Origin of the sequence: Micromonospora sp. R77, assembly GCF_022747945.1 — a bacterium.
In the GTDB taxonomy this organism is placed as follows: Bacteria; Actinomycetota; Actinomycetes; order Mycobacteriales; family Micromonosporaceae; genus Micromonospora.
Genome location: NZ_JALDST010000001.1, coordinates 3,775,181 through 3,793,372, shown reverse-complemented (window position 1 = coordinate 3,793,372; position 18,192 = coordinate 3,775,181). Strand labels below are relative to the sequence as shown.

The 18,192-nt window shown below is 74.5% G+C and carries 11 protein-coding genes and 1 pseudogene; 5 read left to right on the top strand and 7 right to left on the bottom strand.

The annotated features are described in order from the left end of the window. Positions 1 to 160: 160 nt before the first annotated feature. Positions 161 to 1,588, top strand: a complete 1,428-nt coding sequence (locus MRQ36_RS17815) for a UDP-glucose/GDP-mannose dehydrogenase family protein (RefSeq protein WP_242796962.1) — start codon at positions 161 to 163, stop codon at positions 1,586 to 1,588. A gap of 165 nt (positions 1,589 to 1,753) precedes the next feature. Then, a pseudogene (locus MRQ36_RS17810) lies at positions 1,754 to 6,644 on the top strand (SCO7613 C-terminal domain-containing membrane protein). 9 nt (positions 6,645 to 6,653) lie between these two features. Here MRQ36_RS17810 and purE read toward each other — a convergent pair. From purE to MRQ36_RS17790, 4 genes are all read right to left on the bottom strand, one after another. Continuing rightward, positions 6,654 to 7,145: a 5-(carboxyamino)imidazole ribonucleotide mutase gene (gene purE, locus MRQ36_RS17805; protein WP_242796961.1), complete on the bottom strand. Its 492-nt coding sequence runs from the start codon at positions 7,143 to 7,145 to the stop codon at positions 6,654 to 6,656. 53 nt (positions 7,146 to 7,198) lie between these two features. Continuing rightward, positions 7,199 to 8,359, bottom strand: a complete 1,161-nt coding sequence (locus MRQ36_RS17800; protein WP_242796960.1) for a 5-(carboxyamino)imidazole ribonucleotide synthase — start codon at positions 8,357 to 8,359, stop codon at positions 7,199 to 7,201. An 83-nt stretch (positions 8,360 to 8,442) separates the two neighbouring features. Then, a complete protein-coding gene (locus tag MRQ36_RS17795) occupies positions 8,443 to 10,539 on the bottom strand; it encodes a thioredoxin domain-containing protein (RefSeq protein WP_242796959.1) in 2,097 nt (698 codons plus the stop codon). A gap of 86 nt (positions 10,540 to 10,625) precedes the next feature. Beyond that, the gene (locus MRQ36_RS17790; RefSeq protein WP_242796958.1) at positions 10,626 to 11,513 is read right to left on the bottom strand and encodes a hypothetical protein; all 888 of its coding nucleotides are present in this window, start codon (positions 11,511 to 11,513) and stop codon (positions 10,626 to 10,628) included. Positions 11,514 to 11,742: 229 nt separating this feature from the next. Between MRQ36_RS17790 and MRQ36_RS17785 the strand changes: the two genes are divergently transcribed. Continuing rightward, entirely contained in the window at positions 11,743 to 12,843 is a 1,101-nt protein-coding gene (locus MRQ36_RS17785) for a phosphatidylinositol-specific phospholipase C domain-containing protein (protein ID WP_242796956.1), read from the top strand. An 88-nt stretch (positions 12,844 to 12,931) separates the two neighbouring features. Here the strand turns inward: MRQ36_RS17785 and MRQ36_RS17780 are convergent, their stop codons facing one another. The 3 genes from MRQ36_RS17780 to mca all read right to left on the bottom strand — a co-directional run bounded on the left by MRQ36_RS17780 (position 12,932) and on the right by mca (position 16,865). Then, positions 12,932 to 15,400 carry a bifunctional diguanylate cyclase/phosphodiesterase gene (locus MRQ36_RS17780; RefSeq protein WP_242801194.1) on the bottom strand — a complete coding sequence of 823 codons (2,469 nt, stop codon included), beginning with the start codon at positions 15,398 to 15,400 and terminating at the stop codon, positions 12,932 to 12,934. Positions 15,401 to 15,650: 250 nt separating this feature from the next. After that, a complete protein-coding gene (locus MRQ36_RS17775; protein WP_242796954.1) occupies positions 15,651 to 15,935 on the bottom strand; it encodes a hypothetical protein in 285 nt (94 codons plus the stop codon). Between the two features lie 48 nt (positions 15,936 to 15,983). After that, positions 15,984 to 16,865, bottom strand: coding sequence for a mycothiol conjugate amidase Mca (gene mca / locus MRQ36_RS17770; RefSeq protein WP_242796952.1), 882 nt, complete (start codon positions 16,863 to 16,865; stop codon positions 15,984 to 15,986). Positions 16,866 to 17,077: 212 nt separating this feature from the next. Here mca and MRQ36_RS17765 point away from each other — a divergent pair, with 212 nt between their 5' ends. Together MRQ36_RS17765 and greA are read left to right on the top strand one after the other, a co-directional pair. Continuing rightward, positions 17,078 to 17,512, top strand: a complete 435-nt coding sequence (locus MRQ36_RS17765; protein WP_242796950.1) for a DUF4307 domain-containing protein — start codon at positions 17,078 to 17,080, stop codon at positions 17,510 to 17,512. Between the two features lie 146 nt (positions 17,513 to 17,658). After that, positions 17,659 to 18,159 carry a transcription elongation factor GreA gene (greA, locus tag MRQ36_RS17760; RefSeq protein WP_242796948.1) on the top strand — a complete coding sequence of 167 codons (501 nt, stop codon included), beginning with the start codon at positions 17,659 to 17,661 and terminating at the stop codon, positions 18,157 to 18,159. The last annotated feature ends 33 nt before the right edge of the window (positions 18,160 to 18,192 follow it).

Below are 18,192 nucleotides of genomic sequence, written 5' to 3'. Positions count from 1 at the left end.
CCCGGCCGGACGTTACCGGCGGGTAGGCTCGCGCACGAGAGACGTCGACACGGCACAACTACCCTCAGAAGACGACAGAGTTTCCCTCGGCGCCCGGCCATGGCGCCCCAGCCGATTGCGACGCAACGAAGCGCCGCCAGTGCGAGCGGAGAAGACAGGCGTGACGATCCCGTACCCGAACACCCAGCCGATGCCGGCCATCGCCGCGGTGACGCCGCCCTCGGGCGCGCCCCGGCCCCGGGTGACCTTCCTCGGCACCGGCTACCTCGGCGCGACGTACGCCATCTGCTACGCCGAACTCGGCTACGAGGTGCTCGGCTTCGACGTCGACGCGGACAAGATCGCCAAGCTGAACGCCGGCGAGGTGCCGATCCACGAGCCCGGCCTGGACGAACTGCTGCGCCGCAACCTGGCGGCCGGGCGGCTGCGGTTCAGCACCGACATCGCCGAGACCGCCGACTTCGGCGACGTGCACTTCATCTGCGTCGGCACCCCGCAGCGCGCCGACGGGATGGGCGCCGACCTGTCGTACGTCGAGGCGTCGGTGACCGGCCTGGCCCAGCACCTCACCCGCAAGGCGCTGATCGTCGGCAAGTCCACCGTCCCGGTGGGCACCGCCGAGTGGGTCGAGCAGCTGGTCGACAAGCACACCCCCGCCGACCTGGCCGTCGAGGTGGCGTGGAGCCCCGAGTTCCTCCAGGAGGGCTTCGCCGTCGACGACGTGCTCCGGCCCAACCGGATCGTGGTCGGCGTCAAGAGCGAGTGGGCCAACGGCATGCTCTACGCCGCCCACAAGGGGGTCTTCGACCTGGCCGCCACCGAGGACCGCGAGGTCCCCATGGTGGTCACCGACTTCGCCACCGCCGAGCTGGTCAAGGTCGCCGCGAACGCCTTCCTCGCCACCAAGATCTCCTTCATCAACGCGATGGCCGAGGTCTGCGAGGCCGCCGGCGGCGACGTCACCCAGCTGGCCCGGTCCATCGGGTACGACCCCCGGATCGGCAACCGCTTCCTGCAGGCCGGTCTCGGCTTCGGCGGCGCCTGCCTGCCCAAGGACATCCGCGCCTTCCAGGCCCGCGCCCAGGAGCTCGGCGCCGGCGAGGCGCTGCGCTTCCTGCACGAGGTGGACCTGATCAACCTGCGCCGCCGTACCCGGGTGGTCCAGCTCGCCGCCGAGCTGCTCGGCCGGCGCTCCGGCCCGGCCGGCCCGGACCTCTCCGGCACCCGGATCGCGGTGCTCGGCGCGACCTTCAAGCCGAACACCGACGACGTCCGCGACGCCCCGGCGCTCGCCGTCGCCTCGCTGCTCGGCAAGGCCGGCGCCGACGTGCACGTGTACGACCCGCAGGGCATGGAGAACGCCCGCCGGGCGGTGCCGGACCTGGCGTACGAGGAGAGCATGGCCGACGCCGTCACCGGCGCCGACCTGGTCTGCGTGCTCACCGAGTGGGCCGACTTCCGCAACGCCGACCCGGTCGCCCTCGGCGAGCTGGCCCGGGGCCGCCGGGTGGTCGACGGCCGCAACTGCCTCGACGCGACACTGTGGACGCAGGCCGGCTGGCAGTACCGGGGCCTCGGCCGCCCCTGACCCACCGACGACACCGGCGACGGCCGGCCGTGGACGACGTTCCATGGCCGGCCGTCGCTTTTTGTTTGCCCCTGACGCGCCCGCAACTGTCGAAATCCGCGCCCGGGCAGGGCATGCTTCGACAGTGGAGGTCCACAGTGCGGGCCGGCCGGACGGAGGGGTGTCGTGCAGACCTTCAGATGCGCCTCGTGCGGGCGGGAGATCAAGCCGGCCGTCGTCTGCCCGCACTGCGGTGCCGACCAGCCGCAGTGGGCCGAGCACGTGGCCGAGATCGAACGCTCGATCGCGGAGCTGAAGGCACGCGACGCCGAGATCGCCCGCGAGCAACGGCAGATCGCCGCCAAGATGCAGGCCGCCCTCTTCCAGCGGGACATCCTCGCGCACGCCGGTGAGGAACGCGTCAAGCAGGCCACCCGTCCCCGCCGGGTGCTGCGCCGCCGCCCCGGTCGCCGCCCGCCCACCGCCACCACCGGTGCCCCGCCCCGGGTGCCCCGGCAGGGCACCGCGCCGCCCGGCCCCCAGGATCCGCCGCCACCACCGCCCACCGACCCGCAGTGGATCGACGTCGACAACCCCGAGCACCCGCCGGAGGCGTCCTCCCGCGAGGTGCAGAACATCCCGCTCGGCCTCGGCGCGCTGCTGCTCGGCGTGGCCGCGGTGGTCTTCGCGGCGGTGGCGACCAGCTCGATGGACGCCCTCGCCCGGCTGGCCGTCCTGGTCGTCGCGACCGTGCTCATGCTGCTCGCCCCGCCGGTACTGGCCCGGCGCGGGCTCACCTCGACCGCCGAGACGATCGCCGCGGTCGGCCTGCTGCTGGTGCCGCTCGCCGGGTACGCCCTCTGGGCGGTGGACCGGATCGGTGGCGGCGGCGCCTCCGGCGCGGTCTTCGCCGGGTCGATCTTCCTGGTGACCACGGTGGTGTCGTTCGGCTACGCCCGCTTCACCGGGCTGCGGGCACCCCGGTTCGCCGCCGTGGTGGCCGCCCAGCCGGTGCTACCGCTGCTGGCGTACGACCGGATCACCGGGCCGGCCGGGTGGGCGTTGGTGCTCACCGCGGTCGCCGTCCTCGACCTCGGGCTGGCCCGTACCGCGGTGGTGGTCGAGCCGCCGGCCCGCCGGGACCTGCCCACCCCGCCGCCCGCACCCGTCCCGCCCCGGCAGCGGGCCACCGACGCCCGGCCGGAGGCCGACCAGGAGGAGTCCGGCGAGGTGCTCGGCCCGGCCACCGAGGCACCGGCGCCGGGCCGGGCCCGCCCGGTGCCGTGGCTGGCCGAGCTGACCTGGTTGCTGCACGCGGTGGCCGTCGCGCTCGCCCTGGCGTACGCGGTGACCGCGCTGCTGCGGGCCGCCACCGTGCCGGCCGCCACCGGCGCCGGGACGGTGCTGGTGCTGGCCGCCCTGGTCGGGCTCGCCGGCACGCTGGCCCTGCGCCGCCCGCCGCTGCCCGACGTCGGCGCCGGCATCGTCACGCTGGCGGTCATCGGGGCGCTGGGTCGGATCGCCTCGGTCGCCTTCCCGGGGCGGTCGCTGCTGCTCATCGCGGCCGTGATCACCCTCGTCGGGCTGGCCGTCCGGGCCGTGCCGGAGGCCGCCCGACGCGGACCGCAGGTCGCCTCCGCCATCGCGCTGACCGTGAGCGGGCTGGTGGTGGCCGGGGCGCGCGCCGGCCTCGCCCCGGTACGCGCCGCGCGGCCCGCCTGGTCGGCCGACCTGGACCGCTGGCACAGCGTACTGGCCGACGCGGTCGGCCGGCCGCCTGGCAGCTCGCCGCCAGCGCCTTCCTGCTCACCGTCGCCGCCGTGCTGGCCCTGCCGCCGGAGATCCGCCGGGAGTTCGCGGTGGTCGGGGCGGCGCTGACCGCGCTGGCCGTACCGGCCTCCTTCGGGTTGGGCTGGGCCACGGCGTGCTGGCCGATGGTGCTGACCTCGGTGGCGATCGGCGTGCTGGGGCTGTCGGCGCGTACCGAACGCTCCGCGCTGGTGCACGCGCTCAGCGCGGCGGCGCTCGGCCTGCTCGGCGCCGGGGCGGCCCTCGCCCGGCCGGCGCCGACCGCCGCCGTGCTCACCGTCCTCTTCCTCGCCGGCGCCCTGGTCTCGCAGGCGCCGCGGGTCCGGCTCGCCGCCACGGCGGCCGAGACGGTCGCCGGCTGGGCGGCCGGTGGGGCGGCGTTCGCGCTGCCCGGGGCGGTCGCCGCGTTCGTCGCGGCGACCGTGCCGACCGACCCGACGCCCACCCCGGCGAGCCTGCGCGAGGTCACCGTCCCGATCCTGGCCGCGAGCTTCCTCGGCGTCTGCGTGACCCTCGGGTACGCCGCCATCCTCCAGGTGGCGCAGCGGCACCCTCAGCGTGCCGCACGCGGTCGGCACGGTGCTGGGTGTGGTGGCGGTCGGCGCGGCGGGGTTCGGGGCACCGGGTGCCACCGCCGCCGACGCCTGGGTGAGCGCCCTGCTGCTGCTCGCCGCCGTGCTGCTCGCGCTGGCCCCACGGATCGACGCCGGCCGCCGTTCCGACGCGGCGCTGGACGGGTCCGACCTGGCCGCCGCCGCGACCACCGCGGCGCTGATCGCCACCCTGGTCCGGATCACCGCCGTTCTCACCCCGGGCGGTCAGCTGGTGGTGGCCGCCGCGCTGGTCCTGGTGGTCGCGGTCGCCGCCCGGGCGATGCCCGAGGAGTGGCGGCGCGGCCCGATCCTCGGCATCGCCGTGGGCGGCACCCTGATCGGCCTGATCGCCGGCTGGACCGCGCTGCGCGGCGGCTTCGGCGTGCTGGCCACACCCGGCCCGATCTGGGCCGGTGACCTCACCGGCTGGCCGGCCGCCCCGACCGGCGGCGCCACCTGGCAGGCACCGGTGGCGCTGGTGCTGCTGGCCGTCACCGCCGGCGTCCTGCTGCCCGCACCGTGGAAGTACGACGTGTCCGGTGCCGCCGTGGTGCTGGCCACCATCGGCGCCCCCGCCGCCTTCGACCTGCCGTGGTGGTCGCCGGTGCTGGTGGGTGCCATGGTCGCCACGATCTTCGGGATGGCGGCGGTGGCGGCGGTCGACCCGCGGGCGGCCCTGTCCCGGGTCACCGTGGCCGGGGTGGTCGCCCTGCACGCCGCGGGTGCCGGGCTGGTCCGGCCGTGGACCACCGCGCTGGCGCTGGGCAGCATCGCGCTGATCGGGATCGTGGTGGCCACCCTGGCCCGGGTGCTCGCCCCGCCGCTGGTGGAGGACCTCCGGACCGAGGGGATGCCGCCGCACCTGGCGCAGGTCGGTGGCGCGGCGGCGGGTGCCGCCCTGCTCACGCTCCCCGGGGCGGTCGCCGCGTTGGCCGCCGAGTTCGGCCGCCCGCCGCAGGTGATCCTCACCGCCGCGCTCGCCGCCTCCGGCCTCGGCCTCGCCGCGGTGGCGGCGGTCCGCCGACAGGTGCCGCAATACCTTCCGTACGCCAGCGTGGCGGTGGTCGGTGGCGCCACGGTCAGCGCGGTGGCGGCGATCGCCACCGGGCTGCCGTCCGGCGTCTACGCCGCCGCGGCGGCCTGCTCGGCGTCCTCGCCGAGCTGGTCCGGGCCGCGACGGCACCCCGCTCGGGTCCGCCCAGCCGGTACGGCGCTGGTCCGTGCTGCTGGACGGGGCACTGCGCCGTGAGGACGCCGACGACCTGCGCTGGCGGGTCAGCCCCGCCGCGGGAGCGCTCGCCGCGGCGGCGCTGCCCACCGTCCTGGCACTGGCCTCACTCGCGCCGCCGCTGCTGTTCGCCCTGGTGGCGCCGATGCGGTCGATCACCCGGGTCTGGCAGGGGCCGCCACCGGAGCTGCTCACCCCACCGCCGGACGCGGTCGACCCCACGCACGTGCTGACCGCGCTGCTGCTCACCGTGACCGCCGCGCTCGCCGCCACCGGCTTCAGTGGCGGGCGGCGCTCCCGGGCCGTGCCGGTGGTGCTGCCCGGTGCCGCGGTGACCCTGCTGATCACGCCGGTGGCGCTGGGCCACGGCTGGCCGGAGAGCGCGCTGGCCGGGCTGGCCGTCTTCACCCTCTCGATGCTCGGGCTGGCGTTGACCCCGCCCCCGGCCCTGGCCGAGCCGGCCCGGTCGCTGCGGGTGGCCCGGGTGCTGGTCTTCGTGATCGGGCTGGCGGCCGGCGGTGCCGGCCTCGCCGGCAGCCTCGCCACCCGTGAGCTGACCCTCTTCACCCTCGGCGGCGCGGTCGCCGTGGGCATCGTCGCCGCGCTGCTGGGCACCACCCAGCGGGCCCGCATCCTCGGCTGGCTCTTCGCCTCGCTGATGGCCGAGCTGTTCGTGCTCACCCTCGGGCTGGTGCTCGGGCTGGCGGCGGTCTGGTCGGCGTTCGGGGTGCTGGCCGTGGGGGCGGTCCTGCAGGTCTTCGCCGCCACCCTGCCGCGGCTGCGCCGCCCGGAGGCCCAGCGTGAGGCGGCCACCGTGGAGTGGAGCGGCTACGCCGCCGCCCTCTTCGCCCTCGCCCTGGCCTACGACTCGCCCCGGCACATCGCCGCGCTGCTGGCCGCCTGGGGTGCGGTGCTCGGGGTGGCCGCCACCCGGCCGGGCCGCCGGCCGATGGAACGCCAGATCCTCTTCTGGTCGGTGGTGGCCTGTGAGATCAGCGCCTGGTGGATCCTGATGCGGGTCGCCGACGTGGCGCTGCCGGAGGCGTACACGCTGCCGTTCGCCGTGCTCGCCCTGCTGGTCGGCGTGATCGAACTGCGTCACCGGCCCGACCTGTCGAGCTGGGTGGCGTACGGCCCGGCCCTGCTCGCCGGCTTCGTGCCCACCCTGGCGCTCGTGCTGGCCACCGACTCCACCATGCTGCGGCAGGTGCTGCTGCTGCTCGGCGCGGTGGCGGTGCTGATCTTCGGCTCGATGAGCCGGCAGCAGGCACCGGTGATCGTCGGTGCCGCGGTCACCGCGGTCGCGGCGGTGCACGCGCTGTTCAGCCTCGGTCCCTGGCTGGTGCTGATCCCGGTCGGCTTCGTGCTGCTGGTGCTGGGGGCGAGCAACGAGCGCCGCCGCCGCGCCCAGGAACGGTTGCAGACCGCCCTGCGCGGCATGAGATGAAACGGACGGTCAGCCGAGGGAGGCGCGGAGGGCGGTGTCCTTCTCGGCGACCAGGTCCTCCAGGCTCGCCTGGAAGTCCGTCATCCGCTTGAGCAGCGCCGGATCGGCGGCGGCGAGGATGCGGACGGCGAGCAGGCCGGCGTTGCGGGCGTTGCCGATCGACACCGTGGCCACCGGCACCCCGGCGGGCATCTGCACGATCGACAGCAGCGAGTCCATGCCGTCCAGGTACTTCAGCGGCACCGGCACGCCGATCACCGGCAGCGGGGTGACCGAGGCGACCATGCCGGGCAGGTGAGCCGCACCGCCCGCACCCGCGATGATCACCTTGACGCCGCGGTCCGCGGCGGAGCGGCCGTACTCGATCATCTTGGTCGGGGTGCGGTGCGCGGAGACCACACCCACCTCGTAGGGGACGTCGAACTCGTCCAGCGCCTCGGCGGCGGCCTTCATGGTCGGCCAGTCCGAGTCGCTGCCCATGATGATGCCGACGGTGCTCATGCCGGTCTCCCTTCCGTTCGCGACTGCGGGGCTCGCAAGCTCACTCCTCGCGCTCACTGACATCCCTCGCGCAGCCAACGGGCCGCCCGCGCGGCCCGCGCCCGTACGTCGTCCAGGTCGTCACCGAGCACCGTGACGTGCCCGATCTTGCGGCCCGGACGCACCTGCTTGCCGTACAGGTGGACCTTGGCGCCCGGCTCGGCGGCGAAGAGGTGGTGCAGCCGCTCGTCGATCGAGATGCCGCCCGGCTCGCCACCGAGCACGTTCGCCATCACGACCACCGGCGCGGCCAGCGAGGTGTCCCCCATCGGATAGTCGAGCACCGCCCGCAGGTGCTGCTCGAACTGCGAGGTGCGGGCACCCTCGATGGTCCAGTGCCCCGAGTTGTGCGGTCGCATGGCCAGCTCGTTGACGACCAGCCCGGCGTCGGTCTGGAACAGCTCCACGGCCAGCAGGCCGACCACACCGAGCGCGGTGGCCAGGTCGATGGCGAGCTGCTGGGCGGCCAGGGCCAGCTCCTCCGCCAGTCCGGGCGCGGGGGCCAGCACCTCCACGCAGATCCCGTCCCGCTGCACGGTCTCCACCACCGGATAGGCGGCGACCTGCCCGAACGGCGAGCGGGCCACCTGCACCGCCAGTTCCCGGCGCAGCGCCACCCGCTCCTCCACGATCAGCGGGGTGCCGCCGGCCAGCAGAGTCGCGGCCAGCTCGGCGGCCTGCGCGGCATCCTCGACCATCCAGACGCCCCGGCCGTCGTAACCGCCGCGGGCCGCCTTGAGCACCACCGGCCAACCGACCTCGTCGCCGAAGCCGACCAGCTCCGCGGGTTCGGCCACCGGCCGCCAGCGCGGGTTCGGCGCACCCAGCGCACCGAGGCGCTCCCGCATGACCCGCTTGTCCTGCGCGTGCAGCAGCGCCTCGGCCGGCGGGAAGAGCTTCACGCCCTCCGCGGCGAGGGTGCGGATGTGCTCGCCGGGCACGTGCTCATGGTCGAAGGTGACCACGTCGCAGCTCTTGGCGAAGGTGCGCAGGGCGGCCAGGTCGGTGTGGTCGCCGTACTGGACGTCGGCCGCGACCAGCGCGGCACCGTCGTCCGGGGCGAGGGCCAGGACGTGCAGCGACTGGCCGAGGGCGATGGCGGCCTGGTGGGTCATGCGGGCCAACTGGCCACCGCCGACCATGCCGACGACAGGGAGTCCGGTACGGGCGTCCATAGCGCCGCCAGCCTATCCGCAAGCCCGGCGACCGGACCGGCAGGGCCGCCCGCGCGCTCACCCGCCGGGACGCGGCCCGCCGGTCAGCCCCGCAGCTGCGCCACCAGGTCGTCGACGGACGTCACCGGCCGCTGGCAGACGAAACCCCGGCAGACGTACGCGGTGGACCGCCCGTCGACCATCGGCCGGTCACCGAGCAGGGGTACGCCCGGCTGGTCACCGCGGCCGGCCACCACCACCGCGCCGGGCGGGGCGTGCCGGTGCGCCGCCGCCACCAGCGGGTCGCCGGCCGGGTCGTCCGTCACCACGGCGATCTCGTACGGCCCGGAGAGCAGCGCCTCGCCGACGGTGGCGGCGTAGCCGGTGAACCGGGCGTGCCGCCCGACGATCGGCGCCACGGTCGACAGGGTCACCTCGGCCGCCTCCCGGTAGCGCGTCTCCCCGCTCAGCGCCGCGTACGCGACCAGCGCCGCGACGACGGCCGAGCGGCCGGACGGGGTGGCGTTGTCGGTCGGGTCGGCCGGCCGGGTGACCAGCCGCTCAGCGTCGTCGGCGGTGTCGAAGAAGCCGCCGTCGGGCGCGGCGAACCGGGCCAGCGCGGTGTCCAGGAGCTGACCGGCCAGCTCCAGCCAGCGCCCCTCGCCGGTGAGCTGGTGCAGGGCACAGAACGCCTCGGCGACACAGCCGTAGTCCTCCAGCACGCCGGCCGGCTCGCCGACCTGCTTGTCCCGGGAGACCCGACGCAGCCGCCCGTCGACCAGGTGGGCGGTGGCCAGGTGCTCGGCGGTGTCCCGCAGCGCGCCGTCGGCGACGATGGCGACCCCGTCCATCAGGTTCGCGTCCTCGTCGTCCGGGTTCGCATAGAGGGCCGCGACCTGGAGGAACTCGACGAGGGCGATGATCGCCAGGCCGTTCCAGGCGGCCACCACCTTGTCGTCTCGGGCCGGCTGGGGCCGGGTGTCCCGGGCGGCGAGCAGCCGGCCGACCACGTTCTGCCAGCGGGCCCGTACGGCCGGGTCGGCGTCGTCGACGTCCCGGGCCAGCCGGAGCACGCTGGTGCCGTGCTCGACGCCCCTCCTTCCGTCCGGAGTGCCGTCTTGCGGCGCGGAGGCGGAATGAGGGGCGAAGCTGCCCTCCTCGGTCACCGCGAAGAGGTCGGCGGCGAAGCGGCCGTCCTCCTCGCCCAGCGTCTCGACCAGCTGGGCCGGGGTCCAGACGTAGGTCAGGCCCTCGACGCCCTGGGTGTCGGCGTCCAGCGCGGAGGCGAAGCCCTCACCCGGCTTGTGCAGCTCGTCGGCGAGGAACCGGGCGGTGTCCCGGGCCACCCGGCGGGCCAGCCGGTCGCCGGTGAGCCGCCACAGCTGGGTGTAGACCCGCAGCAGCAGGGCGTTGTCGTAGAGCATCTTCTCGAAGTGCGGCACGGTCCAGTGCCCGTCCACCGAATAGCGGGCGAAGCCGCCGGCGAGCTGGTCGTAGAGGCCACCGCGGGCCATCGCCTCGCAGGTGTGCCGGACGATCTCCAGGCTCTCCGCCGAGCCGGTGCGCTGGTGGTGCCGGAGCAGGAAGAGCAGGTTCATGTGCGGCGGGAACTTCGGCGCCCCGCCGAACCCGCCGTTGCTGCGGTCGTACTCCGTGGCGAGCTGCGCGGCGGCGGCGTCGAGCAGTTCGGCGGTGAGCGGCGCGGTGATCCCGCCGACGGCCTGCGCGCCGCCGATCGCCTCGACCACCGCGGCGCCCTGCTGGAGCACGGCGTCGCGCTGGTCGCGCCAGGCGGTGGCGACGGAGTCGAGCAGCCGGATGAAGTTCGCCCGGGGGAAGTAGGTGCCGCAGAAGAACGGGGTGCCGTCCGGAGTGGCGAAGACGGTCATCGGCCAGCCGCCCTGACCGGTCATCGCCTGGGTGGCGGTCATGTAGACCGCGTCGACGTCGGGGCGCTCCTCGCGGTCGACCTTGATGGCCACGAAGTCGTCGTTGACCAGCCGGCCGACGGCCTCGTTCTCGAACGACTCGTGCGCCATGACGTGGCACCAGTGGCAGGCGGCGTAGCCCACCGAGATGAGCACCGGCACGTCCCGCCGCTTGGCCTCGGCAAACGCCTCGTCGCACCAGGGCCACCAGTCGACCGGGTTGTCGGCGTGCTGGAGCAGGTAGGGCGAGGTGGCGTCGGCAAGTCGGTTCACCCGACGACCATATCGGGCGCGGCCCGCCCTCACGACGGGAGCGAGGCGGCCGGCCCGGGGTGAAGCCCGGGCCGGCCACCTCCCGCTCAGCGGGTGAGGGTGATGACGGAGGTGTCCCGCTTGGTCACGTCGGCGTCGTAGATGTCGTCGTGGACATACGCCTCGCTGGTGACGTTCGCCGGCCCCTTGACGAACTTGGTCGAGTAGGCGTGGGTGTCGCCCGACCAGGAGACCTGCTGGCCCGGGGTGCACGCTACCGAGGTGTAGTACTCGGCGCCGACCTCGCCCTTCTTCTGCTGCTGGAGCACCCGGCCGCTGATGTAGACGATCGTGTCGCGGGTGCAGGTCGCCGTGCCGTGGAAGGTGGCGACCCCGCTGCTGGAGACCGTCGCTTTGGGAGCGACGGTGAAGGTGACGTCAAGCGCGGGGGCGGGCGGCGGGTTGGCGATGTGCACCGACCCGCGGACCGATCCGGTGGCACCGCCGCACCGCAGCTCGAACGTCGCGTCGAACCGCTCGATGTAGCCGTACGGGCCGAAGGAGGCGTCTGCGATGTCGAACGAGCCGACGCTGTCGTCGCAGCGCCGGGTGTTGTTGGACATGCCCATCGCGGCCGCCGTCGAGCCGTACACCGCCGGACGGACGTCGGTGTAGCTGTCGCTGGCCCGGAACGGCACCCCCTGCGGGGCGGCCAGGCTGAGATACCAGACGTTGCTCTCGTCGTCGCCGATGATCGCGGTGACGGCCTCCGGGCCGCCGCCGACCTCCAGCGGGTTGCGCTCGGCGGTCGGGTCGGTCGAGCTGTAGGACCAGGAGCCGCCCTGGGTGAGGGGATCGCCCGGGTCACCGCTGACGTTGAACGTCCAGCTCTGCGGCACAGCGGCCCCGGCCGGTGCGGAGACGGTCAGGCCGGCGGTGGCCGCCGTGAGCGAGACGGCAGCGGCGAGCAGGGAGCGTCGCCAGGAAAACCTCATGCTGTGTCCTTCCCCGTGATGGACCGTGCGAGCGACGTCGATGAGTCGCCCTCAATGGAGGGTAGGACGTGCGCCGCGCTCACGTTGCCCCGTCCCGGGTGGTGTCGGCGTCCCGACTTCCCATCCCGTCGGGCCGGCCGCCGGCCAGCCTTCTCGTATTCACTTTCGTGGATTTAAATCGACGCATGCCGGGCCGCCCCCGCAGCGGCCCCTCCGAAGGAGACGGTCCATGCGCAGACTCCCCGCCCTGCTCGCCCTCGCCACCCTCACCGGGTCCCTGCTGGTCCCCGGCAGCGCCTCCGCCGCCGTTCCGGCCGACACCCGGGTCTCCGCCGCCACCGCCGTCGGCACGCACAACACCTACGAACGCGGCACCTACACCTACCTCGCCCAGGCCCTGGACGCCCGGCCCGGCCTGATCGAGCTGGACGTCTGGCCGGACGTCCTCGCCCGGCAGTGGCGGGTCAGCCACTCCAACCCGCTGGGCAACGACAACAACTGCGTCGCCGCCACCAGCCCCGCCCAGCTCTACACCGGCACCCGGAACAAGAACCTGGAGCACTGCCTCGACGACCTCCGGCTCTGGCTGGGCGCGCATCCCGACGCCGGCCCGGTGATCCTCAAGCTGGAGCTGAAGACCGGCTTCAGCAGCCGTACCGGGCAGGGGCCGGCACAGCTCGACGCGCTGCTCGCCGCCCGCCTCGGTGACCGGGTGTTCCGCCCCGCCGACCTGCTCGGCGGCCACGCCGACCTCGACGCCGCCGCCCGGGCCGACGCGTGGCCCACCCGGGCGCAGCTCGCCGGCCGGGTGATCGTCGAGTTGATCCCCGGCACGGTCGAGGAGGGCAACCCCACCGACACCCTCTGGACCGACGTGGAGTACGCCCGTTACCTGGCCGGCCTGGCGGCGGCCGGCACGCTGTCGCGGGCGCAGGCGTTCCCCGCCGTGCACCGCGCCCAGGCCGGCGACCCGCGCAGCCGGTACGCGGACACCACCCTGCGTCCCTGGTTCGTCCTCTTCGACGGCGACGCCACCGCCTACGTCACCGGCGGCATCGACACCGCCTGGTACGACACCAACCACTACCTGCTGGTGATGACCGACGCGCAGAACGTCCCGCCGGCGGTGGGGACCGACCCGGACGCCGCCCGGGCCCGGCTCGCCCAGCTCGCGGCGGCGCACGCCAGCGTCGCCTCCGCCGACTGGGCGGCGCTGCCCGCCGTGGTCGGCGAGGTCGCGCCCGCGGCTGACCCGCGCCGCGACGTCCGGTCCGGTTGGGCGGCAGCCGGACCGGGCGGCCGGCACTGGCGGAGGCCACCGCCGCCCTGAACCAGCAGAGCGGGGCGTGGCCGCCGCCAGCGCCGCGACCCGGGCCCGTGGCGGCCTCCGGGCCGAACGGCGCGACGGGGCGGGTTCTTCAGGAGGCGCCGTCGGCGCGCAGCGGGAAGACGTTCCCCTGTGCGGTGTCCAGCAGCGACCCGAGCACCGCGCCGATCTTGTCCGCCGGCATCGGCTTGAAGAAGTGGTAGCCCTGGGCGGCGGTGCAGCCCAGCTCGGCCAGGGCGGTCCGCTGCTCGGCGGTCTCCACGCCCTCGGCCACCACCCGCAGCCCCAGCTCGTGGGCGAGCCCCACGGTGGTCCGGACGATCGCCGCCGCCTCCGGCGAGTCGGCCATCCGGATCACGAAGGAGCGGTCCACCTTCAGCTCGTCCACCGCGATCCGGGTCAGGAAGGTCAGCGAGGAGAAGCCGGTGCCGAAGTCGTCGACGGCGAGCTGCACGCCCATCGAGCGCAACGTCGCCAGCACCTCGTCGATGATCTCCAGCTCGCTCATCACCACCGTCTCGGTGATCTCCAGGACGAGCCGGTGCGGCGGCAGCTGGTGCCGGCGCAGCGCGTCGCCGATCTCGCCGGGCAGCCGGGGGTCGAGCAGACTCCGCGCCGAGAGGTTCACCGAGATCGGCACGTCCAGCCCGGCCCGGGCCCACTCGGCCGCCACGCCGAGCGCCTTGTCCAGCACGTACCGGGTGAAGGCGCCGAGCTGCTCGCTGTTCTCCACCGGGCGGATGAAGTCGGACGGACCCAGCCAGCCCCGGCGCGGGTGCTGCCAGCGGATCAGCGCCTCCACCCCGGTCGGGGCGCCGGTGGCCAGGTCGACCGCCGGTTGCAGGGCCAGCACCAGCTGGTCGTCGGTGGCCAGCGCCTCCCGGAGCTCCGCGAGCAGCGCGAGCTGGTCGGTGCTGGCGGCGTCGCGGGAGCTGTCGTACGCGGCGACGTTGCCGCCGCCCTCCTTGGCCTGGTACATCGCGATGTCGGCCCGGCGCAGCAGCTCCGTCAGGTCGGCGGTGCCGGCGTCGGCCACCACCACCCCGACGGCGACCTCGATCGACATCCGTACGCCGGCCACCTCGGTCGGCACGGCGAGCCGCTCGGCGATCTCCCGGGCCTGGCGCAGCGCGTACGCCGCCGGGGCGGCCCGGTCGCCGATCACCGGGACCGCGGTGAGCAACAGGGCGAACTCGTCCCCACCGAGCCGGCCGAGCAGGTCACCGGGGCGGACCAGCGCGCTCAGCCGGTTGGCGGTGAGCCGCAGCAGCTGGTCGCCGGCAGCGTGCCCGAGGGTGTCGTTGACCTCCTTGAACTGGTTGATGTCGAGCAGCAGCAGCGCCACCGGGTGGTCGTGGGCGAGCTGCCGCAGGGCCCGGTCACCCTTGCCGAGCATCGCGGCCCGGTTCAGCAGCCCGGTCAGCTGGTCGTGCACCGCCTCGTACGACGAACGCGCGGTCACCAGCCGCAGCTCACGGTGGGTGGCCGCGTCGTGCAGCGCGGCGGCGAGGGCGTCGGAGAAGGCGGCGACGGCGTCCCGCTCCCGGGCGGTGGGCGGCGCCGATCGGGGGAACCGCACGCGCAGCGCGCCGACGGTGCCGCTGCCCACCGTCAGCGGCCGGACCACCTCGTGCTCACCGGTGCCCGCCTCGGCCGGCCGCTCGATCTCCCGGTCGCGCACCTGACCGCCGCCGTCGATCCGGTAGCGCCACCACCGGTCGTCGCCCCGGGCCACGTCCACATCGACCAGTTCGGCACCGAAGAGGGTGAGCGCGCCGCCGGCAGCGGCGGTGGCCACGCCCCGCTCGTCGAGCTGGTTCAGGGCGGCGGTGGCCTCCGCGAATGCCCGCCAGGTGCGCCGCTCCTGGTCGGCGCGGAGCCGGTGCCGGTAGGTCTGCTGGAGCAGCCACAGTGGCGGCGGGAGGAGCAGCAGCCAGCGGGCGTCGATCTCGAGGAGCGCGACCACCAGCAGGCCGACGGCCACGTTGCCGACGAACATGAGCAGCTTGCCGCGCAGCGCCGCGAGCAGCGGCGGTCCGGGCGGAACCCCGAGCCGCAGCGCGAGGATCGCCGCGCCGAGCCAGGCGGTGGCGAAGAGGTACGCCAGCGAGCCGGCGGCCAGGGCGAGGGCGAGTTCCGGGGTGGGGGCGGCGAGCAGCGGCTGGCCGAGCGCCCGGGCCACGACGACGGCGAGCGCGGTGGCCGCGGTCAGCGACCCGGTGATCCGGACGAGTTCCGGCACGGGTCGTCGGTCGGTGAGCAGCGACATGCCGGTCCACGCCGCACCGGTGCCGAGCAGCGCGGCGGCGGGCAGCCACCCGGCCGGCACCAGATAGAGGCAGACGATCAGGGCGGCCTCGCCCCAGGTGATGCTCACCATCCCGGTGGCGGTACGGAACCGGAGCCGGGCCAGCTGGGCGACCGCGAAGGCGGCCACGGCGATGCCGAACCGGGCCACCGCCGGCAGCGGATCGTCGGCGGGGAGCGTGGCCGGAACGGTCAGGCCCACCACGGCGGAGACCACGGCGGTGAGCGCGACGGCGGCGGTCAGCACCCGCACCCGGAACGAGGTACTGCGGCGGCCCGGCCGATGGGGTGGATGGTCGTCCCGGGCGGGGGTCACGGAGCCACCCCGGGCGGCGGCGACAGGGCACGGTCGGCGGTCGCTGCGACGACGCTCATCGGGCGCCCCCCTTCCGCGCACGGCTCGGGGACTTTTGGGTCCCCCGGCGGAAGGCTAAGCCAAAGCCGGTGGTCGCAACAGGGGGCGACGACCGGCTTCACCGTGAATCACGCGTGGACCACCCGTTTCACCGCTGCTGGGGGCCGTTGGCAGCGTTCGGGCGTGATTCCTGCGTTCCGGTCCCGTCTGTCGGATCAGCGACTGACGCCTCGACCCGATCGGCCGGCGTCGCACCACCCTGAGCCGGGAACCGGTCGGGCAACCGGCGCAGCCGGGAGTTCATGTTGCGGATCAGCAGGACGGTGGCGGTGCCCAGCAGCAGGATGAGGAATAGACCCATCGGCCCGGCCAGCCCGCCCGTGCGGGTGTCACCGAAGTTGTTCTCCGCGAGCACCTGGACGGTGGTCAGCATGGTGTTCCTCCGTAGTGCGGCTGGGCACCAGCGTAGCGCTCCGCCCGGTCAGCGGGCATGGCACGTCTCGCGCACCCCGGCGAAGAGGTCCGACTCGGGCAGCGGGCTGTCCACCAGCGAGCGGGCGAGCTGGAAGTCCTCGGTCGGCCAGGCACGCCGCTGGAGCTCCATCGGCACGTGGAACCAGAAGCCGTCCGGGTCGATCTGGGTGGCGTGGGCGCGCAGCGCGTCGTCGCGGACCGGGAAGTATTCGGCACACTCGACCCGGGTGGTGATCCGGGGGCCCTTGTCCGGGCGGCCCTCCCAGCGCTTGATCCAGTCCTCGTAGGGAGAGGGCAGTCCGGCGGCGAGCATTCCCTCGTGCAGGGCCATGATCTTGCCCTTGGAGAACCCGATGTCGTAGTAGAGCTTGAGCGGCTGCCACGGCTCGCCCAGCTCCGGGTGGCGCTCCGGGTCACCGGCGGCCTCGAAGGCGGCGACGGTCACCTTGTGGGTCATGATGTGGTCGGGGTGCGGGTAGCCGCCCTCCTCGTCGTACGTGGTGACGACGTGCGGGCGGAACTGCCGCATCAGCCGCACCAGCGGGGCGGCCGCGACCTCGACGTCCTGCAGGGCGAAGCAGCCCTCCGGCAGCGGCGGCAGCGGGTCGCCCTCGGGCAGCCCGGAGTCGACGAAGCCGAGCCAGGCCTGGTCGACACCGAGGACCGCCCGGGCGGCGTCCATCTCGGCCCGGCGGATCTCGCCGATGTTGGCCCACACGTCGGGCCGGTCCATCTTGGGGTTGAGCACACTGCCCCGCTCACCGCCGGTGCACGTCACGACCAGGACGTCCACCCCTTCGGCGACATATTTCGCCATGGTCGCGGCGCCCTTGCTCGACTCGTCGTCGGGATGGGCGTGCACGGCCATGAGACGCAGCTGCTCTGCCACCTTCGGCGCTCCTCGTCTGTGCCCGCCGACGGACCCGACCCGGGCCCGGCCGGCTGACCTGCCGGTGTCTTCCCCGCACCCGGGCGACGCCGCCGGAGTGGCTGGTCGACGTCATCGCCGACCTGTCATCCTTGGCTCAGCACCGGGCTGGGAAGATGGACTCTGCCATTCTTGCCGATGCCGCCGACAACAACGCCAGGAGATACCCGCCGGTGACCGAGACGCACGCCACAGTCCCGCCGGGCGCGCCGGTCTTCCCGCCCGGCCGGTACGGTCGCCGCCGCGAGCCCGGGCGCCGCCGTCCGGCACTGCTGGTGCTGGTGGTGGCCGTGGTGCTCGCGCTCCTCGGCCTGATGGCGGCCCGCCTCTACGACCAGTACGGCGACCCCACGTACGACGGCCAGGTGATCACCTACACGGACGTCACCGACTCGCAGGTCGTGATCGACTTCCGGGTCCGGGTGCCGGCGGGCGGCTCGGCGACCTGCCTGCTGCGGGCCCGCTCGCACGACGGCGTCGAGGTGGGCCACGAAGAGGTCACCGTCACCGCCCGGCCCGGCGAGCGGCAGGTCACCACCACGCACCGGCTGGCCACCACCGCCCGGCCGTTCATCGGCGAGGTGCTGCGCTGCCGGCCGGCGGCCTGACCGTCACCGCGCTGACCTGGGCCGATCCGCATCACCCCGGGTCGGGGAGCCGGCACCCCGGGTTAACGACGGCACCCTGACATGCCCCGCACTGGTAGCTTGGTAGTTCACCTGTCAGCCAGTCCGCACAACCAAGGAGACCGCCTGTGTCCACCAATGACAACGAGGCGCCCGCCACCTGGCTGTCCCAGGACGCGTACGACCGCCTGCAGGGCGAGCTCGACGAGCTGATCGCCAACCGGCCGGTCATCGCGGCCGAGATCAATGCCCGACGCGAGGAGGGCGACCTGCGGGAGAACGGCGGCTACCACGCCGCCCGCGAGGAGCAGGGCAAGGCCGAGGGGCGCATCCTCTATCTGAAGGAGCTGCTCCGCACCGCCAAGGTCGGCGAGGCCCCCACCGCCGACGTGGTGTCGCCCGGCATGGTCGTGACGATCTACTTCGACGACGACGCCGACGACACGGAGACCTTCCTGCTCGGCTCCCGGGAGATCGCCTCCACCACCGACCTGACCGTCTACAGCCCCGAGTCGGCGCTCGGCAAGGCGATCCTGGGTGGCCGGGAGGGCCAGACCTGCACCTACACGGCCCCGAGTGGTGCCGACATCAAGGTGACCGTGGTCAAGTTCGAGCCCTTCTCCGGCTGACCGCCGGATCCGGACCCGCGCCGGCAGGCCCGG

Bases quoted from the DNA above. Each gene is read 5' to 3' on its own strand.
- MRQ36_RS17800 (WP_242796960.1), bottom strand. From the start codon at position 8,359: ATGGACGCCCGTACCGGACTCCCTGTCGTCGGCATGGTCGGCGGTGGC.
- purE (WP_242796961.1), bottom strand. From the start codon at position 7,145: ATGAGCACCGTCGGCATCATCATGGGCAGCGACTCGGACTGGCCGACC.
- MRQ36_RS17775 (WP_242796954.1), bottom strand. From the start codon at position 15,935: ATGCTGACCACCGTCCAGGTGCTCGCGGAGAACAACTTCGGTGACACC.
- MRQ36_RS17785 (WP_242796956.1), top strand. From the start codon at position 11,743: ATGCGCAGACTCCCCGCCCTGCTCGCCCTCGCCACCCTCACCGGGTCC.
- MRQ36_RS17790 (WP_242796958.1), bottom strand. From the start codon at position 11,513: ATGAGGTTTTCCTGGCGACGCTCCCTGCTCGCCGCTGCCGTCTCGCTC.